This window comes from Thioclava marina (assembly GCF_002020135.1).
Classification (GTDB): domain Bacteria; phylum Pseudomonadota; class Alphaproteobacteria; order Rhodobacterales; family Rhodobacteraceae; genus Thioclava; species Thioclava marina.
On record NZ_MPZS01000002.1, the window covers coordinates 261,429 to 287,006 of the forward strand.

27 protein-coding genes are annotated in these 25,578 nt (G+C 64.9%); 11 read left to right on the forward strand and 16 right to left on the reverse strand.

What is annotated here, in order from left to right; genetic code table 11:
• The first annotated feature begins 10 nt into the window (after positions 1 to 10).
• The 5 genes from proC to BMG00_RS11530 all read left to right on the forward strand — a co-directional run bounded on the left by proC (position 11) and on the right by BMG00_RS11530 (position 4,055).
• Entirely contained in the window at positions 11 to 823 is an 813-nt protein-coding gene (proC, locus tag BMG00_RS11510) for a pyrroline-5-carboxylate reductase (protein ID WP_078574436.1), read from the forward strand.
• Positions 820 to 1,155: a tRNA-binding protein gene (locus BMG00_RS11515; protein ID WP_078574437.1), complete on the forward strand. Its 336-nt coding sequence runs from the start codon at positions 820 to 822 to the stop codon at positions 1,153 to 1,155. Before proC ends, BMG00_RS11515 begins: the two co-directional genes overlap by 4 nt.
• Positions 1,155 to 2,102: a 2-hydroxyacid dehydrogenase gene (locus tag BMG00_RS11520; protein WP_078574438.1), complete on the forward strand. Its 948-nt coding sequence runs from the start codon at positions 1,155 to 1,157 to the stop codon at positions 2,100 to 2,102. Before BMG00_RS11515 ends, BMG00_RS11520 begins: the two co-directional genes overlap by 1 nt.
• A 42-nt stretch (positions 2,103 to 2,144) precedes the next feature.
• Complete coding sequence (locus BMG00_RS11525) at positions 2,145 to 3,263, forward strand: beta-ketoacyl-ACP synthase III (RefSeq protein ID WP_078574439.1); 1,119 nt, start codon at positions 2,145 to 2,147, stop codon at positions 3,261 to 3,263.
• A 72-nt stretch (positions 3,264 to 3,335) separates the two neighbouring features.
• Complete coding sequence (locus tag BMG00_RS11530; RefSeq protein ID WP_158521714.1) at positions 3,336 to 4,055, forward strand: DUF1353 domain-containing protein; 720 nt, start codon at positions 3,336 to 3,338, stop codon at positions 4,053 to 4,055.
• Between the two features lie 4 nt (positions 4,056 to 4,059).
• Here the strand turns inward: BMG00_RS11530 and BMG00_RS11535 are convergent, their stop codons facing one another.
• Positions 4,060 to 4,641, reverse strand: coding sequence for a thymidine kinase (locus BMG00_RS11535; protein WP_078529917.1), 582 nt, complete (start codon positions 4,639 to 4,641; stop codon positions 4,060 to 4,062).
• 218 nt (positions 4,642 to 4,859) lie between these two features.
• On the opposite strand from BMG00_RS11535, the gene BMG00_RS11540 reads away from it, so the two are divergent.
• A complete protein-coding gene (locus BMG00_RS11540) occupies positions 4,860 to 5,321 on the forward strand; it encodes a phage regulatory CII family protein (protein WP_078529918.1) in 462 nt (153 codons plus the stop codon).
• A 3-nt stretch (positions 5,322 to 5,324) separates the two neighbouring features.
• Here BMG00_RS11540 and dtd read toward each other — a convergent pair whose 3' ends face one another.
• The 6 genes from dtd to BMG00_RS11570 all read right to left on the reverse strand — a co-directional run bounded on the left by dtd (position 5,325) and on the right by BMG00_RS11570 (position 13,577).
• Entirely contained in the window at positions 5,325 to 5,774 is a 450-nt protein-coding gene (gene dtd, locus BMG00_RS11545) for a D-aminoacyl-tRNA deacylase (RefSeq protein ID WP_078574441.1), read from the reverse strand.
• Positions 5,771 to 6,694 (reverse strand): carbohydrate kinase family protein, encoded by a 924-nt coding sequence (locus tag BMG00_RS11550; protein WP_078574442.1) that lies wholly within the window; start codon positions 6,692 to 6,694, stop codon positions 5,771 to 5,773. Before BMG00_RS11550 ends, dtd begins: the two co-directional genes overlap by 4 nt.
• 100 nt (positions 6,695 to 6,794) lie before the next feature.
• The gene (locus tag BMG00_RS11555) at positions 6,795 to 8,909 is read right to left on the reverse strand and encodes a hypothetical protein (protein ID WP_078574443.1); all 2,115 of its coding nucleotides are present in this window, start codon (positions 8,907 to 8,909) and stop codon (positions 6,795 to 6,797) included.
• Entirely contained in the window at positions 8,906 to 11,644 is a 2,739-nt protein-coding gene (locus BMG00_RS11560; protein WP_078574444.1) for a DUF4159 domain-containing protein, read from the reverse strand. The genes BMG00_RS11555 and BMG00_RS11560 overlap by 4 nt, the downstream gene beginning before the upstream one ends.
• The gene (locus tag BMG00_RS11565) at positions 11,644 to 12,564 is read right to left on the reverse strand and encodes a DUF58 domain-containing protein (protein WP_420604787.1); all 921 of its coding nucleotides are present in this window, start codon (positions 12,562 to 12,564) and stop codon (positions 11,644 to 11,646) included. Before BMG00_RS11565 ends, BMG00_RS11560 begins: the two co-directional genes overlap by 1 nt.
• Positions 12,561 to 13,577 (reverse strand): AAA family ATPase, encoded by a 1,017-nt coding sequence (locus BMG00_RS11570; RefSeq protein ID WP_078529923.1) that lies wholly within the window; start codon positions 13,575 to 13,577, stop codon positions 12,561 to 12,563. Before BMG00_RS11570 ends, BMG00_RS11565 begins: the two co-directional genes overlap by 4 nt.
• 73 nt (positions 13,578 to 13,650) lie before the next feature.
• Between BMG00_RS11570 and BMG00_RS11575 the strand changes: the two genes are divergently transcribed.
• The gene (locus BMG00_RS11575; RefSeq protein WP_078574445.1) at positions 13,651 to 14,244 is read left to right on the forward strand and encodes a DUF1285 domain-containing protein; all 594 of its coding nucleotides are present in this window, start codon (positions 13,651 to 13,653) and stop codon (positions 14,242 to 14,244) included.
• A gap of 1 nt (position 14,245) precedes the next feature.
• A complete protein-coding gene (locus tag BMG00_RS11580; RefSeq protein WP_078574446.1) occupies positions 14,246 to 15,001 on the forward strand; it encodes a hydroxypyruvate isomerase family protein in 756 nt (251 codons plus the stop codon).
• A 4-nt stretch (positions 15,002 to 15,005) separates the two neighbouring features.
• Here the strand turns inward: BMG00_RS11580 and BMG00_RS11585 are convergent, their stop codons facing one another.
• Positions 15,006 to 15,905: a cation diffusion facilitator family transporter gene (locus tag BMG00_RS11585; RefSeq protein ID WP_078574447.1), complete on the reverse strand. Its 900-nt coding sequence runs from the start codon at positions 15,903 to 15,905 to the stop codon at positions 15,006 to 15,008.
• 264 nt (positions 15,906 to 16,169) lie between these two features.
• On the opposite strand from BMG00_RS11585, the gene BMG00_RS11590 reads away from it, so the two are divergent.
• A complete protein-coding gene (locus BMG00_RS11590) occupies positions 16,170 to 16,406 on the forward strand; it encodes a DUF2798 domain-containing protein (RefSeq protein WP_078529927.1) in 237 nt (78 codons plus the stop codon).
• Here the strand turns inward: BMG00_RS11590 and polA are convergent.
• Positions 16,400 to 19,225, reverse strand: coding sequence for a DNA polymerase I (gene polA, locus BMG00_RS11595; RefSeq protein WP_078529928.1), 2,826 nt, complete (start codon positions 19,223 to 19,225; stop codon positions 16,400 to 16,402). The two genes, BMG00_RS11590 and polA, sit on opposite strands and share 7 nt — an antisense overlap.
• A 313-nt stretch (positions 19,226 to 19,538) precedes the next feature.
• Here polA and BMG00_RS17715 point away from each other — a divergent pair, with 313 nt between their 5' ends.
• Positions 19,539 to 19,697 (forward strand): hypothetical protein, encoded by a 159-nt coding sequence (locus BMG00_RS17715; protein ID WP_168172777.1) that lies wholly within the window; start codon positions 19,539 to 19,541, stop codon positions 19,695 to 19,697.
• 10 nt (positions 19,698 to 19,707) lie between these two features.
• Here the strand turns inward: BMG00_RS17715 and BMG00_RS11600 are convergent, their stop codons facing one another.
• The gene (locus BMG00_RS11600; protein ID WP_078574448.1) at positions 19,708 to 20,151 is read right to left on the reverse strand and encodes a globin domain-containing protein; all 444 of its coding nucleotides are present in this window, start codon (positions 20,149 to 20,151) and stop codon (positions 19,708 to 19,710) included.
• Complete coding sequence (locus BMG00_RS11605) at positions 20,138 to 20,344, reverse strand: zinc-finger domain-containing protein (RefSeq protein ID WP_038077533.1); 207 nt, start codon at positions 20,342 to 20,344, stop codon at positions 20,138 to 20,140. Before BMG00_RS11605 ends, BMG00_RS11600 begins: the two co-directional genes overlap by 14 nt.
• A gap of 80 nt (positions 20,345 to 20,424) precedes the next feature.
• Between BMG00_RS11605 and BMG00_RS11610 the strand changes: the two genes are divergently transcribed.
• Positions 20,425 to 21,357 carry an ABC transporter ATP-binding protein gene (locus BMG00_RS11610; RefSeq protein ID WP_078529930.1) on the forward strand — a complete coding sequence of 311 codons (933 nt, stop codon included), beginning with the start codon at positions 20,425 to 20,427 and terminating at the stop codon, positions 21,355 to 21,357.
• Positions 21,358 to 21,367: 10 nt separating this feature from the next.
• Here the strand turns inward: BMG00_RS11610 and BMG00_RS11615 are convergent, their stop codons facing one another.
• The 5 genes from BMG00_RS11615 to sdhA all read right to left on the reverse strand — a co-directional run bounded on the left by BMG00_RS11615 (position 21,368) and on the right by sdhA (position 25,575).
• A complete protein-coding gene (locus tag BMG00_RS11615; protein WP_078574449.1) occupies positions 21,368 to 22,225 on the reverse strand; it encodes an urea carboxylase-associated family protein in 858 nt (285 codons plus the stop codon).
• Positions 22,226 to 22,326: 101 nt separating this feature from the next.
• Complete coding sequence (locus BMG00_RS17630) at positions 22,327 to 22,503, reverse strand: hypothetical protein (protein WP_158521715.1); 177 nt, start codon at positions 22,501 to 22,503, stop codon at positions 22,327 to 22,329.
• Between the two features lie 185 nt (positions 22,504 to 22,688).
• Entirely contained in the window at positions 22,689 to 23,465 is a 777-nt protein-coding gene (locus tag BMG00_RS11620) for a succinate dehydrogenase iron-sulfur subunit (protein ID WP_078529932.1), read from the reverse strand.
• Positions 23,466 to 23,482: 17 nt separating this feature from the next.
• Positions 23,483 to 23,770 carry a hypothetical protein gene (locus BMG00_RS11625; protein WP_078529933.1) on the reverse strand — a complete coding sequence of 96 codons (288 nt, stop codon included), beginning with the start codon at positions 23,768 to 23,770 and terminating at the stop codon, positions 23,483 to 23,485.
• The gene (gene sdhA / locus BMG00_RS11630; protein WP_078529934.1) at positions 23,770 to 25,575 is read right to left on the reverse strand and encodes a succinate dehydrogenase flavoprotein subunit; all 1,806 of its coding nucleotides are present in this window, start codon (positions 25,573 to 25,575) and stop codon (positions 23,770 to 23,772) included. Before sdhA ends, BMG00_RS11625 begins: the two co-directional genes overlap by 1 nt.
• Between the last annotated feature and the right edge of the window lie 3 nt (positions 25,576 to 25,578).

Genomic DNA, 25,578 nt, shown 5'->3' on the forward strand with positions numbered 1-25,578 from the left:
AGGGGGAAGCATGAGCTTTGAGAACATTTCCGACCGTGGCCTCGTCATTCTGGGGTGTGGACGCATGGGCGGCGCGATCCTTCAGGGGCTGTTGAAGGGCGGGCTTTCCGCCAACTCTGTCTGGGTGGTCGATCCACACCCGTCCGACTGGCTGAACGGCGCGGGCGTGCATCTGAACGCCGAATTGCCTGAAAATCCTGCCGTCGTGCTCGTTGCGGTGAAGCCGCAGATGATGGCCGATGCGCTGCCGCAGCTCTCGGCAATGGCGCAGGGAAATACGCTGTTCGTGACCGTCGCGGCCGGGATCACCATCGCAGGATACGAAAAAATGCTGGGCGGCCAGACCCGTCTGGTGCGCGCGATGCCCAACACGCCCGCCGCAATCGGGCGCGGCGTGACGGCGATCGTCGGCAATCCGAATGCGACACCGGCCGATCTCGACACGGCCGAGGCGCTGATGGGCGCGGTGGGTCAGGTCGTCCGGCTCGACAATGAAGGCCAGATGGATGCGGTGATCGGCGTCTCGGGCTCCGGCCCCGCCTATGTCTTCCACCTGATCGAGGTGATGGCGGCGGCGGGAGTGGCCGAAGGGCTCGACCCCGATCTTGCGATGCGACTTGCCAAGGCGACCGTCGGCGGCGCGGGTCAGCTGGCCGAGGACAGCGACGAAACCCCGTCTAAACTGCGTGAGAACGTGACCTCTCCGGGCGGGACTACGGCTGCGGCGCTCGAGGTGCTGATGGATCCGGAGACCGGCATGCCGCCGCTGATGCGCCGCGCCGTCGCCGCGAATATCGCGCGCAACCGGGAGCTCGGGAAATGACGATCTCCTTTGATGACTTCATGAAGGTGGATATCCGCTGCGGCCGGATCACCGACGCCCAGCCCTTCCCCGAGGCGCGCAAACCCGCGATCAAGCTCTGGGTCGATTACGGCCCCGAGATCGGCGTGAAAAAGAGCTCGGCGCAGATCACCGTGCATTACGCCCCCGAGGAGCTGATTGGCAAACTCGTCTTCGGCGTGATCAATTTCCCGCCGCGCCAGATAGGTCCCTTCATGTCCGAGGCGCTGGTGCTCGGCGTGCCCGACGAGGCGGGCGAGGTGGTGCTGCTGACGCCCGACAAGGATGTGCCAATCGGCGGGAGGATGTTCTGATGAAACTGCTCGTGACCCGCAAGCTGACCGAAGAGGTCGAAGCCCGTGTGGCGAAGGAATTCGATGCGACCTTCCGCAACGGCTCGGCCCCGATGACCGAAGAGGAGGCGCATCAGGCGCTTGCCGATTACGACGCGCTTCTGGTGACGCTGGGCGACAAGCTTTCGGCCCGCGCCTTCGCCGATATTCCCCGCGCCCAGATCGTCGCGAATTTCGGGGTGGGCTATAACCATATCGACGTGGCCGCAGCCGAAGCGCATGGGGTCACCGTGACCAACACGCCGGGCGCCGTGACCGATGCGACCGCCGATATCGCGATGATGCTGATCCTGATGAGCGCGCGGCGCGCCAGCGCCGGCGAGCGTTACGTGCGGCGCGGCGATTGGACCGGCTGGACTCCCACGCAATTCCTCGGCCATCACGTGTCGGGCAAGAAGGTGGGGATCATCGGCATGGGCCGGATCGGCACAGCCATCGCGCGGCGCTGCCATTTCGGCTTCGGAATGGAGGTGCTTTACACCAAGCGCACGCCCACCGATCCGGGCTTCCCCGCGCAACATGTCAGCCAGGACGAACTGCTGCAAACAGCCGATTTCGTGGTGATCGCGGTGCCTGCAAGCCCCGCCACCCACCATCTGATCGGTGCGGCAGAAATCGCGAAAATGCAGCCCCATGCGCATCTGATCAATATTGCACGCGGTGATATCGTCGACGAGGCCGCGCTGATCGCGGCGCTGCAATCGAACGCGATCGCGGGGGCTGGCCTCGATGTCTACGAGCGCGAGCCCTTCGTGCCCGAAGCGCTACGCGAGATGGACAATGTCACGCTGCTCCCGCATCTGGGCACCGCCGCGCTTGAGGTGCGCGACGCGATGGGGCATATGGCGGTCGATAACCTGATCGCCTTTCGCGACGGCAAGGAACCTCCGAACCGCGTCACGGCTTGATCTTTTGCCTCCTTGGCGGGAGGGTCTGCCAAGGAGGAGCCGATGCATCAACCTGTCATTACCGGAACCGGGGTCTTCACTCCGCAGAATGTCATCACCAATGCCGAACTGGTCGAGGCGTTCAACGCCTATGCCGATCTGTTCAACGCCGAGAATGCCGAGGCCATCGCCGCGGGCGAGGTGCAGGCGAAGGATCACAGCTCGGTCGAGTTCATCCTGAAAGCCTCTGGCATCGAGCAGCGCTTCGTGATGGACAAGGACGGCGTGCTGGACCCGACCCGGATGTATCCACGCCTGCGCCAGCGCTCGGATGACGAGCCGGGCATCATGGCCGAGATCGCACTCGACGCCTGCCACAAGGCGCTGGCGATGGCGGGCCGCACCGGCGAAGAGGTGGATCTGGTGATCTGCGCGGCCTCGAACATGGAGCGCGCCTACCCCGCCATCGCGATCGAGATCCAGAAACTGCTCGGTGCGGGTGGCTTTGCCTTCGACATGAACGTGGCCTGTTCTTCCGCCACGTTCGGCATTCAGGCCGCCGCCGACATGATCCGGACGGGCTCGGTTCGCCGCGCGCTGGTGGTGAACCCCGAGATCACCTCCGGGCACCTGGAATGGCGCGACCGCGATTGCCATTTCATCTTCGGCGATGTCGCGACCGCGACGCTGATCGAACGGCGCGAGGATGCGCCGCACGGCTTCCTCATCCGTTCCACCCGTTGCGCCACCGAATTCTCTAACAATATCCGCAACAACAACGGCTTCCTGCGCCGCACCCGCCCCGATGGCGTGGCCGACCGGCGCGACATGCAGTTCATGCAGGAGGGCCGGAAGGTCTTCAAGGAAGTGATGCCGATGGTGGCCAAACACATCCACGAACACCTGTCGGAGACCGGCGTGAAGCCGGACGATCTGCACCGCCTCTGGCTGCATCAGGCCAACAAGACGATGAACGATTTCCTGGGCAAGAAGGTGCTGGGCCGCGACCCTGAACCGGATGAGCAACCCAACATCCTGCAGGATTACGCGAACACGTCCTCGGCCGGGTCGATCATCGCCTTCGCGAAATACTCGGACGATTTCCAGCCGGGCGAGATCGGGCTGATCTGTTCCTTCGGGGCGGGCTATTCGGTGGGCTCGGTCGTCGTCGAACGGATCTAAGCGCCGAAAGCGGCTGCATCGTGCTACACTCCCATGACGCCGCCCGCAGAATGGATGGCGGGGGGAGTGCCCATGATGCTTCGCTTTGTCCGAACGATCCTGATCCTGCCCTTTCTTACCGCGCAGTCCTCTTGTGCGGAACCCCTTGTGCTCTCGGGCAAGTTCGTGGGTCAGCTCAAGCTGAAGAAAGACGCGGAATGCACCTTCCCCGGCCCGTGGCAGGTGCAGGAGCGCTTCGGCTATATCGATGAAAGCGGCACCGGCTGGCTGACCGTGAAGGGCGATTGCACCGACGGCGCCTCGATCCCGCAATGGGCGCAGCCCTTCGTGGGTGGTCCGATGACGCTGCGATACCTGCCTGCGGCGGTGCTGCATGACCACTATTCGAAATCGGTGCGGCCGGTCTATGGCTGGCTCCAGACGCAGCGCATGTTCCATGACGTCCTGCTCGACTCACATGTCGAGCCGGAACTGGCCGCGATCCTCTACGCCGCCGTCCTGATCGGCTCGAAGAAATGGATCGTCCGCCTTCAGGGCACCCCTTGCGACATCGGCGAGGTCTGCGTGCGGCGCTACGGCATGGTCGCGGTCTATGAGAGTGAGCCCGAGATCTACGACACCCGCGCCTTCAAGACCCAGTTCGACAAGGCCATCGCCCAGATCAAGGCGGACGGCGCGACAGGCGAGCCCGCCGTGGAGGCGATCGTGCGCGAAATTACGGGCAGCACTATATATCTCGACACGTTGTCGGGAGTGATCGCCCCGGACTTCGTCCCGATAGCGACCGAATAGGCGGTCAGTCGCGGCCCATCGCCTCGCGCCAGTGGCGGCGGCAGAGGCTCACATAGGTCTCGTTGCCACCGATCTGAACCTGATCGCCGTCGCGCAACGCCTGGCCGCCTTCCCCCATGCGCACGACCATCGTGGCCTTCTTGCCGCAATGGCAGATCGTGCGCACCTCGCGCATCTCGTCGGCCAGCGCGAGAAGCGCCGCCGAGCCGGGGAAGAGCTTGCCCTGGAAATCCACCCTTAGCCCGTAGCACATCACCGGCACGCGCAGATCGTCGACCGCACGGGCCAGTTGCCAGACCTGTGTCTCGCTCAGAAATTGTGCTTCATCCACAAATACGCAAGCGCAAGGCCCGCGATCGAGCCGAGACTTGATCATTTCGAACATGTCGGTCTCGCCGGTGAAGCAAGAGGCCTTTGCCCCGATCCCGATTCGGCTCGCGATCTGACCATCCCCAGCCCGGTCATCGAGCTTCGCCGTGACGAGCAAGGTCTGCATCCCGCGCTCGATGTAGTTGTAGGACGCCTGCAAGAGGATCGTGCTCTTGCCCGCATTCATGGTGGAGTAATGGAAATAGAGCTTGGCCATGCCTTGGCTTAGCCAAAGCCGTAAAGTACGGCAAGGCTTCGCCAGACGGCCTGTGCTCCGTCGGCGAAGCCCGCCGCCCCGGGAAGTTAGGGGGTTCCAGGGCGAACTCGTACTCTACAGGCGGGAAATCCCGCATTTCCTAACACTTATGATGTGACAAATTTCGTCGCGGGGGCTAAGGGGAAAGCGCAAACGGCTTTCCCCCCTGGAGGCGCGCTATGGGCGATCACATCGGCAGCTATCTCAAGAAGCACAGCGAAGCGCTGGTGAAGGACATCGGCATCGAGAAGGCCGCGGCGCTCTGTGGCAAGTCGAAGGCCACTCTCGGGCGCTATTATTCGAACGATCCCGAAAACGGCGATCGCTTCATGCCGATCGACGTGGTCGCCCGGCTCGAGGCCGAAGCCGAATTCCCGCATGTGACGGTGGCGCTGGCCGATCTGTCGGGCATCACCGTGAGCTGGAAGGAATCCAAGCGTAACTCCTCCGAGGGCAATATCAATTCCGACGTCGTCGCGCTCAGCCAGCGTTTCGCGATGCTGATGGCCGAATATCACGCTTCGATCGCCGACGGCACGATCAGCCTCAACGAGGCCAAACGCATGCTCAAAGAGGCGCAGGCGCTTCAGGAAGTGCTGCTCGAAGTAAAGCTGAAGCTCGAGGAAGGGACGCTGATCTGAGGCCTATGGCCGGTCAGCGCTGTCCATCCAGATCGTGACGGGCCCGTCATTGAGCAGGGCCACCTTCATATCCGCCCCGAATTCTCCGGTCTGAACCGGCAGGCCAAGGCCCGCGAGATGGGCCGCGAAATGCTCATAGAGACGATTGCCGATCTCGGGCGGCGCTGCGCTGGAAAAGCCGGGGCGATTGCCGCGCGAGGTATCGGCGGCCAGCGTGAACTGGCTGACCACCAGACAGGCCCCTCCGATATCGCCCACCGCGCGGTTCATCTTGTCGGCGTCATCCTTGAAGATGCGCAGCTTCGAGATGCGCTCGGCCAGCTTTTCGGCGGTTTTCTCGTCGTCGCCTTGCATCGCGCAGGCGAGGATCAGAAGGCCCGGCCCGATCTCGGCGATGCGGTTTCCGTCGACGGTGACAGAGGCTTCCGAGACGCGCTGTATCAAAGCCCTCATGCGAGTTCCTCCGCCCAGGGCGGGTTCGCGCCTGCGCGGCTGACCACGACGGCGGCCGCCCTGACGCCAAGCTCAAGACAGTCAGAGATCAGCCCCTCATCCGCCCGCGCGATCCGGCCCTTGTCGAGCGCCCCGGCCCGATCCAGCGCGGCGAGAACGCCCGCGTTGAACGTATCGCCCGCACCAACGGTATCGACGACCTCGACCTTGCGCGCAGGCACGAAGATCTCGCACTCGGCGGAAAATCCATGCGCGCCGGTTGCGCCTTCGGTGATGAAGACAAGCTTCGGCCCTTTGCGCAGCAGCCCCCGCGCCAGATCCGCAATCGCGCCCGGCCCTTCCAGCCAGCGCAGATCCTCGTCCGAGACCTTCACGATATCGGCCGCAGCGATCATCCGGTCGAGCCGCGCGCGATAGGCGGCCTCGTCGCGGATGAAACCGGGACGGATATTCGGGTCGATCATCGTCACGCGGGTCTTGGCCTCACGCAGCATCAGTGCCTCGTAAGCCGCCCCGCATGGCTCGACCGGCAGGGAAATCCCCCCGAAGAACATCGCCGTCACATCGGCCGGGATCCCGGGCATATCCTCGATCTTCAACATCCGGCCCGCGGTGTTCTCGTCATAGAACGCGTAGCTCGCATGGCCGTCGGTGAGCGTCACGAAAGCCAGCGTCGTGGGCCGGTCCGAGCGCACCGCAAGCCCCGCATCGACGCCGCTATCCGAGAGCGAACGGATCAGCATCTGGCCGAAAAGGTCCTCGGAGAGGCCGGAGAGAAAGCCCGAACGCGCGCCCAGCCGTCCCAATGCGATCGCGGTGTTGAATACGGCCCCGCCCGGATAGGGCGCGAAGGCCGCCTCGCCTTGGGCGCTTTCGCGCGGGAGCATGTCGATCAGTGCCTCGCCGCAGCTCAGGATCATCGGGGTCTCCTCCGTCTTATCTTTGGGCCGATACCGCTAACATCTGCTACACGCGAAGGACTTGTCGGGCAATCCCCTCATCTGCTGCAGCCGCCGCGGATCAAGCGGCGGCCCCGCCCTCCCCGCGCCGATTGCGGCCCTCGACAAGCCAGGCGCTGACGGTCAGAAGCGCTGCGAGCAGCAGCCACGCCCAAGCCGGCAGCAAGGGCTGGACGCGAATATCGGTTGTCGCTGTCGCCCCGCGCGGGGTGATGCCGATCCAGCCGCGCCCTGCCGAGGGACGTCCCGCACGGATCTCGCGAATACGCGGGATGCCATCTTCGAGCCGCGTCACGCCACCGCCCGAGCCCGCGATCGCAGCGGCGAGCGGGTCAGCGCTGGCGATGGTCTGTTCGAATTCGCGAGGCGAGGCCGGACCCATCGCGACGACGCGCTCCAGATCGCCATCCTTGAGGCGGTAGAGCCCAGCCTCGGGCGCGCTCCAACGAGCGGTGAAACGTCCCGGCGCGGTCTCGTTCAGCGTGATCTCCTGCGTCGAGCCATCGGGCAGCGTGATCGTCACCGGCGGCACGCTCTCTTCCATCGAGCGGCGGACGATCTGCATCGAGAGGGACCCGGGCTCGATCTCGGCGAAAAGGGCCTCTTCCTCAAGCTCGGGTTCCTTCATTTCCCAATGCGCGATCCGGCGCAGCAATTCGAGCTGCGGCCCGCCACCGTCGTAACCACGGTCCCACAACCAGGCGTGATCCGACGCCAGAAGCGCGACCCGCCCCTTGCCCTCCCGCGAGAGCACCAGAAGCGGCTTGCCCTCCGCCCCGGACATCACGACCTCGCCCGTCGGATTGGCGAGCTCGATCTGGCGCAGCCAGTGGCCCCAATGGGGACCTGTATCGTCGCCTTCGCCTTCTGGTTTGGGCGCACCCTTGAGCCCCGCGGTCACAGGATGGCGCAGACCAATATCGGTCGGGCGCGGCAGGAAGCTTTCGGAGATCACCCGGCCGGTCGGCCGGGCGGGCATGATATCCCCGAGGCTGGTCTGGAACAGGCTCTCGACAGTCGCGAATTCCGGCCCGGCGGCCACGAGGATCGCGCCACCGCGTTCAACGTAATCCTTGATATTCTCGAAATAAGCCGAGGGCAGGATGCCGCGCGCGCCGTAGCGGTCGAAAATGATCAGGTCGAACTCGTCGATCTTGTCGACAAACAGCTCCTGCGTCGGGAAGGCGATGAGCGACAGCTCCGAGACCGGCACACCGTCCTGTTTTTCCGGCGGGCGAAGGATGGTGAAGTGCACGAGGTCCACGCCCGCATCGGATTTCAGCAGGTTGCGCCAGGTGCGCTCGCCCGCATGGGGCTGGCCGGAAACCAGCAGCACCCGCAGCCGGTCGCGCACGCCGTTGATCTGCACGGTGGCGACATTGTTGCGATCCGTCAACTCGCCTTCGACGGGCGCGAGCGAGAATTGCACCACGTTCTGCCCCCCGTGATCGAGCGTCAACGGCAGTTCCAGATCACGCCCGGTGCGCACGGTGTAGCTCTTGGGGTCCTTGCCATCGATCGAGATGGTGATCTGGGCCGTGCCGCCGGTCGACGCAGGCACATCGCCCATATCCTCGATCTTGAGCCGGATCGCGGTCTCCTCGCCGATGATACCGAAAGCAGGCGCGGTCTCGATCAGGATGCGGCGATCCCAGTCGGACCGCTTGCCCGTCAAAAGCACCTGCAACGGCGCGGGAAGCACGGGTGCAAGAGCTGCATCATGTGCCTGCCCGTCGGTGACCATCAGCGCACCCGCCACCCGGGCGCGCGGCTCGGAGGCAAGCGCCTCGGCCAGCGCGGCACCAAGTTCCGTCCCCGCATTGTCGGCGCCATCATGCACGCTGACGCGGCGGGTCTCGATATTGGGCATCGCGGCCAGCTGCGCCTGAAGCGCGTTGACCGCCGCATCGGTTTGATCCGCCCGGTCCGAGAGCCGCTGCGACGCCGACCGGTCGTCGATCAACAGAACGATATCGGAAAGGGGCGCGGTCTCTTCGCGTTGCAGGGAGGGCTGCGTAATCGCCGCGAGCAGCACAAGCGCGGCCAGAGCCCGCAATGCCCAGCCGCGCAGCCCCCGCCACAATGCCAGCGCCAGCAGCACCAGCGCCACCCCGCCCCCGACCCAGATCACGGGCCAAGGCAGCAGCGGCGCGAAAATCACCGACAACCCGTTCATTGCCCGAGCCTTTCGAGAAGCGCGGGCACATGGACCTGATCGGATTTATAATTACCGGTCAGCACATGCATGACCAGGTTCACCCCGAAGCGATCCGCGATCTCGCGCTGGCGCTCTCCCGTACGGCCGCGCCCGACCGGGAACATCGGCATGCCGCGCGCGTCGATCGCCCAGGCGCCTGCCCAGTCATTGCCGCCGATCACCACCGGCGTCACTCCGTCATTGAGATTGCGAAACGGCATGCCCTCGGCGCGCTCGGCATCGGCGGGCGGGGCTTCAACCCAGATCGTGCCATCATAGCGGCCCGGGAAATCCTGAAGCAGGTAGAACGTGCGGGTGAGCACATGATCGTCCGGGATCGGCGCAAGCGGCGGGATATCGAGCGGTGCGGCCAGCGCCTGCAAGCGCTTACCGGCGGGGGTCGCCTCGCCGAAGCCCGCGATATCGGCGTCGCGGGTGTCGAACAGGATCATTCCGCCGCCGCGCAGGTAACGGTTGAGCTTGGCATATTCCATCGGGCTGGGCGCGGGCTGATCTGCGGTGATCGGCCAGTAGATGAAGGTGTAGACCGCGAGGTCGTCATTCTTGAGATCGACCATCATAGGCTCGGAAGGCTCGACCGTGGTGCGACGATTGAGCACTCCCGAAAGCCCCGTTAGCCCCGCCATCGAGACCCGGTCGATCTCGGGATCGCCGGTGGGCATAGCGGCAAGAACCACATTGGAGGCAGCCTCGATCGCCCGGGCCGGGTCCATTTCCGCGCGCGCCTGAGGGGGCGCGAGACCCACGAAGATCATTGCACCGATCATCGCGGCGGCTTTCATTGCGCGCGGCCCCCAAAGCTTGCCCGAGAGCGCGAGCGTCGCGAGGATATCGATCAGAAGCGCCGCGAGCGCCGCCGCGAGCAGCCAGCCCTTGAGCGGCATCTCGCGCTGTTCCGCCGCCCCTTCGACGGGGACGCTCGCGGGCCATGTCGCGGGCGACAGCACAGCGTCGCGCGGCAAGGCATTGAGCGCCACGGAACGATCATCGGCTGTGTAGATGCCGGGGCGCAGCTTCGGCCCCGGAACCGCCTGGGCCAGATCCTCACCCGGTACCCCCGGCGCATCGCCGGCATCCTGCAACCGCCCGAACCCGTCGAGCAGCTTCTGCGGCACCCAGGTTTGCCCCGCCAGATCAGCCTCTTCGGGTGCGGCCGGACGCGCCGAGACCGCAAGCCGCTCCAGCATCTGCGGGAAGAGAAGCGACAGCGGCAGGCTCGACCATTCGGCATTGGCCGTCACATGGAACAAAACTACCGCCCCCTGCCCCATCTTCGCGCGCGTCACCAACGGCGTACCATCGGTCAGCGCGGCGATCGTGTGCTCTGACAGGTCCGGCGCGGGTTCGGCCATGACCTGCGCCTTGACCGTCACGTCCTCGGGGATCACAAGCCCCGCGAAAGGCGAGCCCTCCGGGAAGGGCGCCAGCGCGCGCGGATCGCCCCAGCTCATCGTGCCGCCCAGCGAGCGCCCCCCGGCGCGCAGTTGTACCGGCAGAAGCGTATCGGCATCGAGATCGGAATTGGCCATGCGCGGTCCTGCGAAGCGGATCAAGAGCCCGCCCTTCTCGACCCAGTCTTGCAACTTCGACTGCTCGGGCAGATCGGCCATATCGGCGAGGATGATCACATCCGGGTCGGCCGTCAGCACATCGGCCAGCGTGGCTTCGATCAGGTCGGCCGTGGGCCCAAGCGCCTGATGCAGGTAATGGGTGGGCGAGAGAAGCTCGAGGCCTTCGCGGTCGCGCGCGGCCGAGAGGATCGCCACCTTGCGCCGCTTCACCGCGTCGTCGGTCAGGCTGACCGCCCCGGCCGAGCGCGCCCCGGTAATCTCGATGCGGCTGATCCGGTTGCGCAGTTCGGGCGGCAGATCGAAGCGCAGCTCGGTCGCGGTCTTGTCCGCGAAATCGAGCGGCTCACGCGCCAGTTCGCGCTCGATCCCCGCCGGGTCACGCCCGATCGCAGCCACCTCGCGCGGGCTTGGCAGGGCGGCGGAGGCATAGGCAGGCACGACAAGCGCTCCATCCTCGATCCGGGCCGCGCCAAGTGCCAGAACCGGAAATTGCGGCTGCCACACCTTGACCGGACCATGGCTTTCAAGGGTTTGCAGCAGCGGCGCGCGGCTGTCGCGCGCAAGCCCGTCCGAGAGCCAGAGCGTTTCGAACCCGCCTTCGGGCAGGTTGGCCGTGTCGAACGCCTGCGGCGCCCATGGCTCGGGCTTGGTCCCTGGCAGCGATTGCAGAACAGCCCCGGCATCCGAGAAAGTAACCTGCGCGGGCGGCGGATCGGCAAGGGAGATCACCGCCGCAGGGCGGCCCGCCTGCTGGGCATCCTGAAGTGCCGTCGTCATCCGTTCGATCCGGCGCGGCCAGTCGCGCGCCGAAGCCCAGCTGCCATCGACCACGATCAGCAGCGGTCCCTGCCCCGGCACCGCACGTTGTGGGTTCAGGATTGGTCCGGCAAAACCGATGATCGCGGCGGCGAGCGCGAGCAGGCGCAGCACCAGCAGCCACCACGGTGTGCGCGCCGCCTCGACTTCTTCATCCTTGAGCCCCAGAAGCAGCGCGACCCCCGGGAACCTCCGGCGGATCGGCGCGGGGGGCACCGCACGCAGGATCAGCCAGATCACCGGCAAGGCCATCAGCCCCAGCAACAGCCAGGGTGCGGTAAAGCCGATGGGGCCGAGCATCCACATCACCGCCCCCTCTCAAGCGCGGAGTAAAGCCACAGGAGTGCGCCTTGCGCAGGGTCGCCCGTGTGATGGGTCGAGAATTGCCAGCCCGCGTTGCGCGCAAGCCCCGCCAGTTGATCGCGCCGCGCCGCCAACCGGTCGAGGTAACGCGCGCGCAGATCACCCGCCTTGCGGGTCTCGTGCACCAACGCGCCCGACATCGACTGAAAGATCGTGCGTCCGTCATAGGGGAACGCTTCCTCGTCGGGATCGAGCACCTGCATCATCACGCCCGACACGCCCCGGTCGGCAAGCTGGCCCAGAGCCCCCTCGATCGGACCGAGATCGCCGAAGAAATCCGACAGCAGCACGACACGCGATTGCGGTGTGACGCCCGCGATCTCGGGCGCGCCGTAATCCTGCGTGCTGCCTGCGCGCGACAAGAGCCCTGCAAGCTCCATCAGCTGCGCCCGGCCCGGGCGCGGCGGGGCAAGCGGGCCGGTCAGCCCGACCCGCTCGCCGCCCCGGATCATCAGCACCGCGAGCGCAAGGCCCAGAACCCGCGCGCGCTCGGATTTCGTGACCCGCGCTTTGCGGCCTGTCTCGGCCCCGGTGAACCCCATCGAGGCCGCGTCATCGATCCACAGATGCACCGATTGCGCGAGCTGCCATTCGCGTTCACGCACATATTGATTGTCCGACCGCGCCGAACGCCGCCAATCGACAAAGCGCAACTCGTCGCCCGCATGGGCGGGACGGTATTGCCAGAATTCCTCACCTGAGCCCGCCCGCCTGCGGCCATGCGCGCCCATCTGGACGGTGGCCGCCAGATGCTCGGCCGCGACCAGCAAAGGCGGCAGCGCAGAGGCTGCCCCTTCCGCCTCGCGGCGCAGACGCAGCGCCGGGATCACCCCCGGCGCCTCCGTATCGGGCGTTACGCTCAAGCGGCAGCCCCGGCAGCGCTCGGCCCGGTGATCTCGGCAACGGCACGGTCGATCAGATCGCCCAGCGTCTCGCCACGGGCGCGCGCCGCGAAGCTCAGCGCCATGCGGTGGATCAGCACCGGGCGCGCCATCGCCTGCACATCCTCGATCGTCGGCGCAAGGCGACCGTTGATCAGCGCGCGTGCCCGCACCGTCAGCATCAATGCCTGCGCGGCTCGCGGCCCCGGCCCCCACGCCAGCGCACCGCGGATGAACTCGGGCGCTTCGGCCTCGCGTGGACGGCAGGCGCGCACCAGATCGAGGATCGCATCGACGACCTTCTCGCCCACCGGCATCTGCCGCACGATCCCCTGCGCCTCGATCAGCTCGGCGGGGGTGAAGACGGCATGCGCCCCCTCGGCCACGACGCCGGTGGTCGCCAGCAGGATCGAGCGTTCGGTCTCGCGGTCCGGGTAATCCACGTCGACTTGCACGAGGAAGCGGTCGAGCTGGGCTTCGGGCAGCGGATAGGTGCCCTCCTGCTCGATCGGGTTCTGGGTGGCGAGGACATGGAAAGGCGGGCCAAGCGGGCGATGTTGGCCGGCGATGGTCACCTCGCGCTCCTGCATCGCCTGCAACAGCGCGGATTGCGTGCGGGGCGAGGCCCGGTTGATCTCGTCGGCCATCAGGAGCTGACAGAAAACCGGCCCTTCGAGAAAGCGGAAAGCGCGGCTGCCATCGGGTGCGGTTTCCAGCACTTCGGAGCCCAGAATATCGGCGGGCATCAGGTCCGGCGTGAACTGGATCCGGTTCGAGTTCAGCCCCATCACCGTCGAGAGCGTCTCGACCAGAAGCGTCTTGCCGAGCCCCGGCAGGCCCACCAGAAGCGCATGTCCGCCCGAGAGCATCGCGGCGAGAACCAGCTCGACCACCCGGTCCTGCCCGATGAAGCGCCGGTCGATCGAGGCCCGCGCCTGCGCGAGCTTGCCGCCAAGGCGCTCGATATCTTCCATCAGCTTTTCGGGCTCGGCCATGACAATCTCCCCGTTGATGCCTATCTTTGCCAGCAAAGCAGATATCCACGCTCCGACCAACGGCAAAACTCGCATGACGGATCACAAACAGACAGTTTCCGCCCATTCCCCCACGGCAGACGGGCTCGCCTCCGCCGCGAAAAAGGCCAGCAAAAAAGGCCCGCCGCCAGTGCATCTGTGGGATCCGCCCTTCTGCGGCGATCTCGATATGGAGATCCGCCGCGATGGCACCTGGTTCTATCTGGGAACCCCGATCGGGCGCGAGGCGCTGGTGCGATTATTTTCATCGATTCTGAAACTCGAAGACGGGAAATACTTCCTCGTGACCCCGGTCGAGAAGGTCGGCATCCAGGTCGAGGACGCGCCCTTCATCGCCGTCGATTTCACAGTGGAGGGTGACGGCGACACCCAGACGATTCGTTTCACCACGAATGTGGGCGACGCGGTTCTCGCCGATGCAGACCATGCGATCCGGGTCGAACATAGCGAGGATGGCGAGCCCCGCCCCTACCTGCATGTGCGCCGTGGGCTGGACGCACTGATCGACCGCAAGAGCTTCTACCGGCTCGTCGATCTGGCGGTCACCCGCAAACATGAGGGGCAGGAATGGCTCGGCGTGATCTCTTGCGGCAGCTTCTTCCCGATCCTGCCCGAAGCGGAGCTGTAACGTGCCGAAATTCGCCGCCAACCTGACGTTCCTCTTTACGGAACTGCCGTTCTTCGAGCGGTTCGCGGCGGCCAAACAGGCCGGATTCGACGCGGTCGAGGTGCTGTTTCCCTACGAGTTCTCGGCGCAGGAAATGCGCCACGAGCTGATCCGCAACGATCTGACCTTCGTGCTGATGAACGTGCCGCCGCCGAACTGGACGGGCGGCGATCGCGGCTTTGCCGCCGTGCCCGGTTGCGAGGAGCGCTTCCGGCGCGATTTCGACCGGGCGATTCGCTTCGCCGATGTGCTCAAGCCGCGCCATATCCACATCATGTCAGGCAAGGCCGAGGGGATGGTCGCGCGCAAGACTTATGTCGAGAACCTGAAATGGGCCGCCGCGCGTGCGCCCAAGCGCTCTCTCACCATCGAACCGATCAACCCGATCGACATGCCAGACTACTTCCTGAACAGCTTCGATCTGGCGGCCGAGGTTCTGGAGGAGGTCGGCGCGCCCAACCTGCATCTGCAATTCGACGCCTATCACGCGCAGATGCTGACCGAGGACGTGGCGGGAACCTGGGCCGAGCACGGGCACCGCGCGGTGCATGTGCAATTCGCCGATGCGCCAGGACGCGGCGGGCCGGGGTCGGGCGAGATCGATCTTGCCGTCTTTTTCGCGACCCTCGATGCCGAGGGCTATGCGGGCCATGCCTCGGCCGAATATACACCGCAGTCGGACACGCGTGAAACGCTGGCTTGGTTGCCGAGACCCTGAGCCCTCAATGCGCCGGATGATCGGCGCAGCCCAAGACCGCGCTTTCGGGCTCCAGCGTCGCGTGGTGGATATCGAAGCGATGCGCCAGCATCCCCTTCGCCCGCGCGATCACAGGCGCATAATCCTGCCCCTCCGCCAGCACCAGATGCGCCTCGACCGAGATCCGGCGCTCGTCGATCTGCCACAGATGGACGTGATGGACACTCTCGACGCCCTCGACCGCGCCCAGCGCGACGCGCACCTCGGTGCAATCCTTCTCGGGCGGCGCGCCAAGCATCAGGATGCGCAGCACCGGTTTGAGATCGGTGAACACATGCCAGAGGATGAACACCGAAATCCCGATCGTCAGGATCGGATCGACCAGCCGCCAGTCATAGAGCAGGATCACCACGCCACCGATGATGACCGCGACCGAGGCCCCCGCATCGGCGAGGTTGTGCAGGAAGGCGGCACGAATATTGAGGCTGTGCTTCGAGAGCGCATAGGTCAGCGCGGCGGTCGCAAGGTCGATCACCAGCGCGAGCGTCGCCAGCCAGACCACGATCCAGCCATCGACCTGCGGCGGGTGGATCATCCGGCCCACGGCTTCCACGATCAGCCAGATCGAGATCAGGATCAGCGCGATGTAATTGACGAAAGCGGCCACGACCTCGGCACGCGACCAGCCGAAGCTCATCGCCGCATCCGCGCCGCGCCGCGCGAGCTTGCGCGCCCCGAAAGCCAGCACCAGCGCCGCAGCATCGGAGAAATTATGCACCCCATCCGCGATCAGCGCCATCGAGCCCGCGATCGCGCCCCCCGCGACCTGCGCGAATGTGAGCACCACATTGACGACCACGGCCCAAAGCACGCGATTGTCACTCGCAGTTTCGTCGAGATGATGGTGGGAGTGATCGTGGGGCATCTACGTCTTTCTCTATCCTCTGCGCCTGTGGCGCGGTGGGACGCTCCGCGGGGGATATTTGAGCCAAGGCGAAGCATAGGCGCTTCATTCGAGTTGGCCAAAATATCCCCGCCGAAGGCTCCCGCAGTCTCAACATTGCACGCCCGCGAGGTCAATGCGTTCGCGGCGTTCTGCGCGGATCCTCACACGGGTTTGTGCGTTGCCCCTCACGCCGCCTTCACCAAAATGAGAGCTTCCCGCTCCGAGCGCTCAAGAGGTGACCCGATGATCCCCGCCCGCTATGCACATTTCATCTTCAGCCTGATCCTCTCGGGGATCATGTCACTGCTGGTCTCGGGCATTGCGACCTTGCGCGCGGCGGGGCTGGTCGAGAATTTCGCCGCGCTTTGGGCATCGAGCTGGCTTTCGAGTTGGGCTTTGGCCTATCCGGCGGTGCTGATCGTCGCGCCGATCGCGCGGCGCGTGACCAACAGGCTCGTGCGCCAGACCGCGGCTCAGTGAGCCTCGGCCCAGCTCGCCCCCTGCCCCGCATCGACGACCAGCGGCACCGAGAGCTTCACCATAGGTTCTGCCGCCCCTTCCATCGTGGCGCGGGCGGCGGTGATCAGGTCCTCCACGGCCGTGTCCTCGACCTCGAAGATCAGTTCGTCATGAACCTGGAGCAGCATTTTCGCCGGAAGCCCCTCGATCGCCTCGGGCATGCGCACCATCGCGCGGCGGATGATATCGGCGGCCGCGCCCTGGATGGGCGCGTTGATCGCGGCGCGTTTGGCGAAACCTGCTGAGGGGCCCTTGGCGATGATGTCCGGCGTGTGGATCTTGCGGCCGAACAGCGTCTGGACGAATTTGTGTTCCTTCGCGAAGGCCACGGTGTCGTCCATGTATTTGCGGATACCGGGGAAGCGCTCGAAATAGCGGTCGATGAAGCCTTGGGCCTCGGCGCGGGGGATGCGCAGGTTACGCGCCAGACCGAAGCCGGAAATGCCGTAGATCACCCCGAAATTGATCGCCTTCGCCTGACGGCGGATCTCGGGCGTCATCTTATCGAGCGGGACATCGAACATCTCGGAGGCGGTGGCCGCGTGAATGTCGAGGCCCTCCTTGAAGGCTTCGCGCATCTCCGGCAGGTCTGCGACATGGGCGAGGATGCGCAGCTCGATCTGGGAATAGTCGAGCGAGACGATCTTGCAGCCCTCGCGCGCCACGAAAGCCTCGCGGATGCGGCGCCCCTCTTCCGAACGCACGGGGATATTCTGCAGGTTCGGATCGGTCGACGCGAGGCGCCCGGTATTGGCCCCCGAGATCACATAGGACGTATGCACGCGGCCCGTCTCGGGGTTCACATGGGTCTGGAGCGCATCCGTATAGGTCGATTTCAGCTTCGAGATCTGGCGCCAGTCGAGCACGCGGGCAGCGAGTTTCGCAGCTTGCGGGTTGGTGTCCTCCATCGTGGTCACGTCCTCGAGCACATCGGCGCCCGTGCCGTAAGCACCGGTCTTGCCCTTCTTGCCGCCCTCGACGCCCATCGTGTCGAAGAGGATCTCGCCCAACTGTTTGGGCGAGCCGACATTGAAGGGCTGGCCTGCGATCTGGCCGATCTCGTCTTCGAGCTGCGCCATTTTCTGCGCGAACGCATTGGACATGCGGGCCAGAACGGAAGCGTCGACCTTCACCCCCGCCATCTCCATATCGGCCAGCACCGGCACGAGCGGACGCTCGAGCGTCTCGTAGACGGTGGTGACGTGCTCGCGATGCAGGCGCGGCTTGAACAGCTGCCACAGGCGCAGGGTGATATCGGCATCCTCGGCGGCGTAGCGGGTGGCCTTTTCGATCTCGACCTTGTCGAAGGTGACCTGGCTTTTCCCTGTCCCGATCAGCTCCTTGATCGGGATCGGCTGGTGGTTGAGATAGCGATCCGAAAGCGCATCCATCCCGTGGCCGTGCAGCCCCGAGAACATCGCGTAGCTCATCAGCATCGTGTCGTCGATCGGGGCCACGCGGATGCCGTGGCGGGCGAAGATCTTGAAGTCATACTTCATGTTCTGCCCGATCTTCAGGATCGCCGGATCTTCGAGCACGGGTTTCAGGAGCGTCAACGCCTCATCGAAATCCATCTGGCCCGCGACACGCTCGGAGCCGCCGAAAAGGTCGTCGCCGCCCGAGCTGTGCCCCAGCGGGATATAGGCGGCCCTGCCCGCCTCGATGCAAAGCGAGACGCCCACCAGTTCGGCCTGCATCTCGTCGAGCGAGGTGGTCTCGGTATCGACCGCAACCCAGCCTTTCGCGCGCGCCTCGTCGAGCCATTTCGCAAGCTCACCTGCATCGCGGATGCAGGTGTAGCTGTCAGGCTCGAAGGCAGGCTGCTCGATCTCCTGCGCCGGTTCGTCGTGGCTCGCAGGCACTGCCGAAACCTCGGGCACGGGTGGCGGCTCGGTGCCGAATTTCTCGGCCACACGCCGGGTCAGCGTGCGGAACTCCATCCGGTTGAGAAAATCCATCAACTGGTCGGGATCTGGCTCACGCAGTTCCAGATCGTCGAGGGTGAACTCGATCGGGGTCTGCTCGTCGAGCGTCACGAGCCGCTTCGACAACCGGATCTGATCGGCCTTCTCGATCAGCGTCTCGCGCCGCTTGGGCTGCTTGATCTCTTCCGCGCGGGCGAGAAGCGTTTCCAGATCGCCGAATTCGTTGATCAGCAGCGCCGCCGTTTTCACGCCGATCCCGGGCGCGCCGGGGATGTTGTCGACCGAGTCGCCCGCAAGCGCCTGAACGTCGATCACGCGCTCCGGGCCGACGCCGAACTTCGCCTCGACCTCCTCGACCCCGATCGCCCGGTTCTTCATCGCGTCGAACATCTGGACGCCGCCGCCCACGAGCTGCATCAGATCCTTGTCGGACGAGATGATCGTCACGCGCCCGCCCGCCTCGCGCGCCTGACGCGAGAGAGTCGCGATGATGTCATCGGCTTCGTAGCCCGCAAGTTCCTCGCAGGCGATATTGAACGCCTTGGTTGCCTCCCGGGTCAGCGGGATCTGCGGGCGCAGCTCCTCTGGCATCGCTTCGCGATTGGCCTTGTAGAGATCGTAAAGGTCGTTGCGGAAGGTATGACTGCCCTTGTCGAAGATCACCGCAGCATGGGTGGGCGCGTCCGAACCCTTGGCGTCCTCGATATATTTCCAGAGCATGTTGCAAAAGCCCGAGACCGCCCCGATCGGCAGCCCGTCGGATTTGCGCGTCAGCGGCGGCAGCGCGTGATAGGCGCGGAAGATGAAGGCCGAGCCGTCGATCAGATGCAGGTGACAACCTTTGCCGAATGCCATTGCGAGGCCCTCCTTCACGCGTTGGGCCCGGTTGTGCCACAGGGGGGTGCGGAGGGAAAGAGGATCGGGGGCGGCTGGGCGTAAAGGGGCGCGCCATAGCCTCGGGTGGGCGCTGTGTTCCGCGCGTGGCTTGGCGCTTTATCTCAAACGCCCGCAGGTCGCTTGAACCCGCGAAACTTCGCCAACGCGCCCTCCCGGTGTGAGGGTCGGGCGCGGCCAGGGGCTGGTCGCCCGGGCGAAGGGATGAACGCACAGCCCTTGCCAGACGCCCCGAAATCCCCCATCTCAACCACAACGACAAAGGATCGAACCGATGGATTATTCCAAGATGGGCGGGGCGAAACAGCCCAAGAACACGCCCAAGCACGCCGAGCACAATGCCTATGGCACCGACAAGACGCCTTACGGCAAGAAAGACCCCAAGGCCGAACTGCTGGCACGGATGAAGGCGGCGGCGAAGAAGGGCAAGTGAGGGCCCGCGTTCAGAGGTCCGCCTCCAGCGCCTCGGCGCCGGCAATCATCTTTGCCGACACCCCGCTCAGAAGCTCGGCCCAGTCGGCCTCCAGCTCGGACGTCCAGAGATCTCCCAGCTTGGCCGAGATCCCTGCGATCACGGCCTCTGACAGCCAGGCATAATAGTCCGGCTCGGCCCCGAAGAGCACATGCATCTGGCCGAGGCCCGGCAGTTCCAGTTCCTGCTCCTCGGGCGGATCGAGGGTCGCAAGGATCACCTCCATCATCGCGGCATATTTCAGCTGCTGCCCGCCCTCGCTGTTGGGCAGCAGCTGATCAAGTTCGGGATGGACCGCGTAAAGCCGCGCGAAAGTGTCGCGAAACAGCGCCGGGTCTTCGAAGTCGAGATGTTCGGCACTCGCACGCACCCGAGCCGCCCGCTCGGGCGGCAAGAGTGGCTCAGTGATCGTCATGCGCGTGGTCGCGGTCGATCACGTATTTCTTGTCGCAATAGCCGCATTCGACGAAGCCGGTATCGCGCGGGATCGACAGCCAGACGCGCGGATGGCCCAAAGCACCCTCGCCGCCATCGCAGGCGACTTTCCAGGTGGTGACGATCTCGGTTTCCGGCGCCTCGGGGGCATTGGGCGAATGGGTGGCAGTCATGGAAGCTCCGTCTATATAAGGCACGAGAACCCGCGCCTGTCATTCAGGCGCATTCTAGCAATCGCGAAAGGCGGGGCAAGTTGGAACAGCAGGCAATCGAGGTCTCCGGGCTGCGCAAGACCTATGCGGGCGGCAAGAAACAGGAACCGAAAGAGGCGCTGAAGGGGCTCGATCTGTCGATCCCGGCGGGCTCGATCTTCGGGCTTCTGGGGCCAAACGGGGCCGGAAAATCGACGCTGATCAACATTCTCGCGGGGCTGGTGAAGAAAACCGAGGGCCGCGTGGTGATCTGGGGCTTCGATCAGGACGTGAACCCGCGCCAGTCGCGCGCGGCGATCGGCGTGATGCCGCAAGAGCTCAACATGGACCCGTTCTTCACCCCGCGTGCCGCGCTGGAGATGCAGGCGGGGCTCTATGGCGTGCCGAAATCCGAGCGCTGGACCGATGAGATCCTTGAACTGGTGGGGCTCACGGACAAGGCCGAGGCCTATGCGCGCAACCTCTCGGGCGGGATGAAGCGGCGGCTCCTGCTGGCCAAGGCGCTGGTGCACCGGCCGCAGATCCTCGTGCTGGACGAGCCCACCGCAGGCGTCGATATCGAGCTGCGCGCGATGCTCTGGCGCAATGTGCGCAAGCTCAACGAGCAGGGAATGACGATCATCCTGACCACGCATTACCTCGAAGAGGCCGAGGAAATGTGCGACGAGATTGCGATCATCAACCACGGCGAATTGATCATCCGCGACACCACGCCGAACCTTCTCAAGCGCATGGACCGCAAGGCGCTGGTCGTCGAGCCGCGCAACGCTGTCAGCCAGGAAATCCGCTTGCCGGACGGGGTGAGCATGGAGACCCGCGCGGGTGGGGAGATGGCATTTTCCTATTCGCGCAACGAGACCTCGGCCGAGGATATCCTCGACGCGCTGCGCGCCGCCGGCATCCAGATCCGCGATATCGCAAGCGAACAGCCGGGGCTGGAAGAGGTCTTCGTCTCGCTGACCTCGTCGCGCTGAGCCTGCCCGCTTACAACCCGTGGCTGCGGTCGTATCGGTTGGCCGCCGGTTGGACCCAGCCCTCGGGCGCGTGCGCGGGGCGGTAAATCTCCACGCCCAGAGGGTAGCAGGCCGCCGTGTCCGAGCTGTGCTCTGAAGAGCAATCCCCGCCCGGGCAGGCCGAGAGACCCCCCAGCAGGTCGATCTCGGCGAAGAATTCGAGGAAATCGCCGGGCCGAACGGGGCTGGCCTTCATGAAATACTGCCCGGTTTCGCGGGTGAAGCCGGTGCACATGAAGACGTTGAGCACGTCATGCACCAGCGCCTCCGCCTCGCGCGGCGAAAGGTTGCGCGCCTCGGCCAATGCGCGCGTCAGGTTCGAATGGCAGCAATGGTGATACTGCCCGCCATCGGAAAGCAGGCAATGCGTATAGGGATCGCAGCGCGTGCCGATCACGTCATGGACCGAGCCACCGAACGGGTCGATCCCATACCAGTCGAGCGTATCTTCGGTGATCGTTGCCATGGGCCGAAGCGTCGGAAAGCCCGACCACATCCGGTCACCCCGGCTGAGATGGGTGCCATGCAGCGCGCGGGTCTTGCCCGAATAGAACCGCTCGGACAGGTCCGCGGAAAACAGGTTCAAATCGCCAACTTGCGGCCCCTCGACCGAGGTGATGCGGAAGAAATGCCCGGCGGGAACCTCGAAGGCCAGGGCTTCGCGTGGCGGCACGCGCAGGTCCGCGACCTTTTCCCAACCGTTCCGGGCAGAGCGATAGGCGCTGAGGTCGGGCTCAGGTAGGGCTTCAACCGGGTAGCAGATCACCGGGGCGAGGGACTTGCGCGCTTCTGAGTCCTCGGGCGGCTCATGTTCGGGTCTCGGGTGCATGAAAGGCTCCTCTTTTGCGCCACTCTGCCCTTCCCGAACGCAAAGAAAAACCCCGGTCCAGGACCGGGGCAGTCGCGACAGAACGCTTTTCGCTACAACGCTCAGGCGGCGTTATAATATTCGTACATCAGTTCAACCGCCTCGAGGCCGGTTTCCTTGCGCGGCTTTGCCGGCGCGATCAGTACAGGCGCGGATTTCTCGGGGGTGTAATAGGCCAGATGCTCTTCGGCGACTTGAACAGGTTGCGTCCCTTTCGGGAATTTGACGATTTCCACCATGGAACTCTCTCCAGTTGCGAGTTCCTCCCTGCGAGGACATTTAGGCTCATCCGCGGAAAATCAAACCCGAAAATGCCGCATGTGCGATATGCGCTCGCTGCAACGCAGCAAAAAGGGCGACTTGCGCCGCCCTTCTACAATCCATTGGGGTAAGCACTTCGGCCACCCGCTATATGCACTGTGGCTTAAACCACGCGGTTGACCTGCATCCGCTTGATCTCGGCGATCGCCTTGGCCGGGTTCAGGCCTTTCGGGCAGGTCTTGGTGCAGTTCATGATCGTGTGGCAACGATAGAGCTTGAAGGGATCTTCCAGCGCATCGAGACGCTCCCCGGTCGCCTCATCGCGCGAGTCGATGATCCAGCGATAGGCGTGAAGAAGCGCCGCCGGGCCGAGATATTTGTCGCCGTTCCACCAGTAGCTCGGGCACGAGGTCGAGCAGGAGGCGCACATCACACACTCATAGAGACCGTCGAGTTTCTTGCGATCCTCGATCGACTGACGCCATTCCTTCTCGGGGCGGTTCGTCTTGGTTTCCAGCCAGGGCATGATCGAGGCGTGCTGGGCATAGAAATGCGTCAGGTCCGGGATCAGGTCCTTCACCACCGGCATATGCGGGAGCGGATAGATCTTCACGTCGCCCTTGATCTCGTCGAGGCCATAGATACAGGCCAGCGTGTTGATCCCGTCGATATTCATCGCGCAGGAGCCGCAGATACCTTCGCGGCACGAGCGGCGGAAGGTCAGCGTCGGGTCGATCTCGTTCTTGATCTTGAGAAGCGCGTCGAGAACCATCGGCCCGCACTTGTCCATATCAAGGAAATAGGTGTCGAGCCGCGGGTTCTCCCCGGTGTCCGGGTCCCAGCGATAGATCTGGAACTTGCGGACGTTCTTGGCATCCGGCTTCGGCCAGGTCTTGCCGACGCGGATCTTGGAATTCTTCGGAAGCGTGAACTGAACCATGATTGGTCCCCTTTCCGTCAGTACGAATAGAGCGGCCGCGTGGGCATCCGGCCGGATTTTCTGTAAACGCAGGCGTTGTAGGCCTCTGAGGGATCGCCCTGAACCGTGACGCCGAGATTGAAGTCGAGTTCCACTTCGGAGTGGAAACCCTCGTTCGTGACGCCCATGCCCGCCGAGCCGGTGACCGGCGCTTTCGGAGCATATTGGGCGTAGCACTGGCGTTCGGCCTGTTCGACCGGAATGGGACCGCAGGCAGCGAGGCCGAGCCCCGCCGCCATCAGCCCATATGCCGGTCCGAGGCGCATCAGTAGACCCGCTTCTTGGGCGCGATCTTCTTCAGCTCGATGCCGCCATCGGCCTCGGGCGTCAGCGGATCGAGATGGACCGCGCGGAAGCTGAGTTTCACCTCGTTGCCATCGACATGCATGATCGAGTGCTTGCGCCAGTTCGCGTCGTCGCGATCCGGGTAATCCTCGTGCGCATGCGCACCGCGCGATTCCTTGCGGGCCTCGGCGCCGACGATGGTCGCCAGAGCGTTCGGCATCAGGTTCTCGAGTTCCAGCGTTTCCATCAGGTCCGAGTTCCAGATGAGCGAACGGTCGGTGACCTTCAGATCGTCCAGCTTGGAAGCCACGACCTTCATCTTCTCGACACCTTCGGCCAACGTCTTGTCGGTGCGGAACACCGCCGCGTCGGCCTGCATCGTGCGCTGCATCTCGAGGCGCAGTTCGGCCGTGGGCGTGCCGCCATCGGCGTAACGCACCTTGTCGAAGCGGTCGAAGATCGCGTCGATCTTGGCTTTCGGGATGATCGGGTTGGCGCTGTTCGGATCGACGATCTGACCGGCGCGGATCGCGGCGGCACGACCGAAGACCACGAGGTCGATCAGCGAGTTCGAACCCAGACGGTTTGCACCATGCACCGAAGCCGAACCCGCCTCGCCCACGGCCATCAGGCCGGGCACGATCGCATCGGGATTGTCGGCGGTCGGGTTGATGACCTCGCCATGATAGTTCGTCGGGATACCGCCCATGTTGTAGTGCACGGTCGGCAGAACCGGGATCGGCTCTTTGGTGACGTCGACGCCGGCGAAGATCTTCGCCGATTCCGAGATCCCCGGCAGACGCTCGGCCAGCGCTTCCGGCGGAAGGTGGCTGAGGTTGAGGAAGATGTGGTCCTTGTGCTCGCCCACGCCGCGGCCTTCGCGGATCTCTAGCGTCATGCAGCGCGACACCACATCACGCGAGGCCAGATCCTTGTAGGTCGGAGCGTAACGCTCCATGAAGCGCTCGCCTTCGGAGTTGGTCAGGTAACCACCCTCGCCGCGCGCGCCCTCGGTGATGAGGCAGCCCGAGCCGTAGATGCCGGTCGGGTGGAACTGCACGAATTCCATGTCCTGAAGCGCGAGGCCAGCCCGCGCCACCATGCCGCCACCGTCGCCGGTGCAGGTATGGGCCGAGGTGGCCGAGAAATAGGCGCGGCCGTAGCCACCCGTGGCCAGAACCACCATCTTCGCGTTGAAGACATGCATCGTGCCGTCGTCGAGTTTCCAGCAGACGACGCCCTGACACTGCCCGTCATCGGACATGATCAGGTCGATCGCGAAATACTCGATGTAGAACTCGGCGTTGTTCTTCAGCGACTGACCGTAAAGCGTGTGCAGGATCGCGTGGCCGGTGCGGTCAGCGGCGGCACAGGTGCGCTGCACGGGCGGGCCTTCACCGTATTCGGTGGTGTGGCCGCCGAAGGGGCGCTGGTAGATCTTGCCCTCTTCGGTGCGCGAGAACGGCACGCCGTAATGCTCGAGCTCGTAGACGGCCTTGGGGGCTTCGCGCGCGAGGTATTCCATCGCGTCGTTATCCCCGAGCCAGTCCGAGCCCTTGATCGTGTCATACATGTGCCACTGCCAGCTGTCCGGGCCCATGTTGCCCAGGGACGCGGCGATACCGCCCTGCGCGGCGACGGTGTGCGAGCGGGTCGGGAAGACCTTGGTCACGCAGGCGGTGCGCAGGCCCTGTTCGGCCATGCCCAGCGTGGCGCGCAGACCCGAGCCACCGGCGCCGACCACGACCACGTCGTAATTGTGGGTTTCGTATTCGTATGCAGCCATTTG

Bases quoted from the DNA above. Each gene is read 5' to 3' on its own strand.
- BMG00_RS11585 (WP_078574447.1), bottom strand. From the start codon at position 15,905: ATGCCCCACGATCACTCCCACCATCATCTCGACGAAACTGCGAGTGAC.
- BMG00_RS11555 (WP_078574443.1), bottom strand. From the start codon at position 8,909: ATGAACGGGTTGTCGGTGATTTTCGCGCCGCTGCTGCCTTGGCCCGTG.
- BMG00_RS11625 (WP_078529933.1), bottom strand. From the start codon at position 23,770: ATGCGCCTCGGACCGGCATATGGGCTGATGGCGGCGGGGCTCGGCCTC.
- BMG00_RS17630 (WP_158521715.1), bottom strand. From the start codon at position 22,503: ATGGTGGAAATCGTCAAATTCCCGAAAGGGACGCAACCTGTTCAAGTC.
- BMG00_RS11570 (WP_078529923.1), bottom strand. From the start codon at position 13,577: ATGGCCGAGCCCGAAAAGCTGATGGAAGATATCGAGCGCCTTGGCGGC.
- BMG00_RS11590 (WP_078529927.1), top strand. From the start codon at position 16,170: ATGATCCCCGCCCGCTATGCACATTTCATCTTCAGCCTGATCCTCTCG.
- BMG00_RS17715 (WP_168172777.1), top strand. From the start codon at position 19,539: ATGGATTATTCCAAGATGGGCGGGGCGAAACAGCCCAAGAACACGCCC.
- BMG00_RS11600 (WP_078574448.1), bottom strand. From the start codon at position 20,151: ATGACGATCACTGAGCCACTCTTGCCGCCCGAGCGGGCGGCTCGGGTG.
- BMG00_RS11540 (WP_078529918.1), top strand. From the start codon at position 4,860: ATGGGCGATCACATCGGCAGCTATCTCAAGAAGCACAGCGAAGCGCTG.
- BMG00_RS11560 (WP_078574444.1), bottom strand. From the start codon at position 11,644: ATGTGGATGCTCGGCCCCATCGGCTTTACCGCACCCTGGCTGTTGCTG.
- BMG00_RS11550 (WP_078574442.1), bottom strand. From the start codon at position 6,694: ATGATCCTGAGCTGCGGCGAGGCACTGATCGACATGCTCCCGCGCGAA.
- BMG00_RS11615 (WP_078574449.1), bottom strand. From the start codon at position 22,225: ATGCACCCGAGACCCGAACATGAGCCGCCCGAGGACTCAGAAGCGCGC.
- BMG00_RS11620 (WP_078529932.1), bottom strand. From the start codon at position 23,465: ATGGTTCAGTTCACGCTTCCGAAGAATTCCAAGATCCGCGTCGGCAAG.
- polA (WP_078529928.1), bottom strand. From the start codon at position 19,225: ATGGCATTCGGCAAAGGTTGTCACCTGCATCTGATCGACGGCTCGGCC.
- sdhA (WP_078529934.1), bottom strand. From the start codon at position 25,575: ATGGCTGCATACGAATACGAAACCCACAATTACGACGTGGTCGTGGTC.
- proC (WP_078574436.1), top strand. From the start codon at position 11: ATGAGCTTTGAGAACATTTCCGACCGTGGCCTCGTCATTCTGGGGTGT.
- BMG00_RS11535 (WP_078529917.1), bottom strand. From the start codon at position 4,641: ATGGCCAAGCTCTATTTCCATTACTCCACCATGAATGCGGGCAAGAGC.
- dtd (WP_078574441.1), bottom strand. From the start codon at position 5,774: ATGAGGGCTTTGATACAGCGCGTCTCGGAAGCCTCTGTCACCGTCGAC.
- BMG00_RS11525 (WP_078574439.1), top strand. From the start codon at position 2,145: ATGCATCAACCTGTCATTACCGGAACCGGGGTCTTCACTCCGCAGAAT.
- BMG00_RS11520 (WP_078574438.1), top strand. From the start codon at position 1,155: ATGAAACTGCTCGTGACCCGCAAGCTGACCGAAGAGGTCGAAGCCCGT.
- BMG00_RS11605 (WP_038077533.1), bottom strand. From the start codon at position 20,344: ATGACTGCCACCCATTCGCCCAATGCCCCCGAGGCGCCGGAAACCGAG.
- BMG00_RS11515 (WP_078574437.1), top strand. From the start codon at position 820: ATGACGATCTCCTTTGATGACTTCATGAAGGTGGATATCCGCTGCGGC.
- BMG00_RS11530 (WP_158521714.1), top strand. From the start codon at position 3,336: ATGATGCTTCGCTTTGTCCGAACGATCCTGATCCTGCCCTTTCTTACC.
- BMG00_RS11575 (WP_078574445.1), top strand. From the start codon at position 13,651: ATGACGGATCACAAACAGACAGTTTCCGCCCATTCCCCCACGGCAGAC.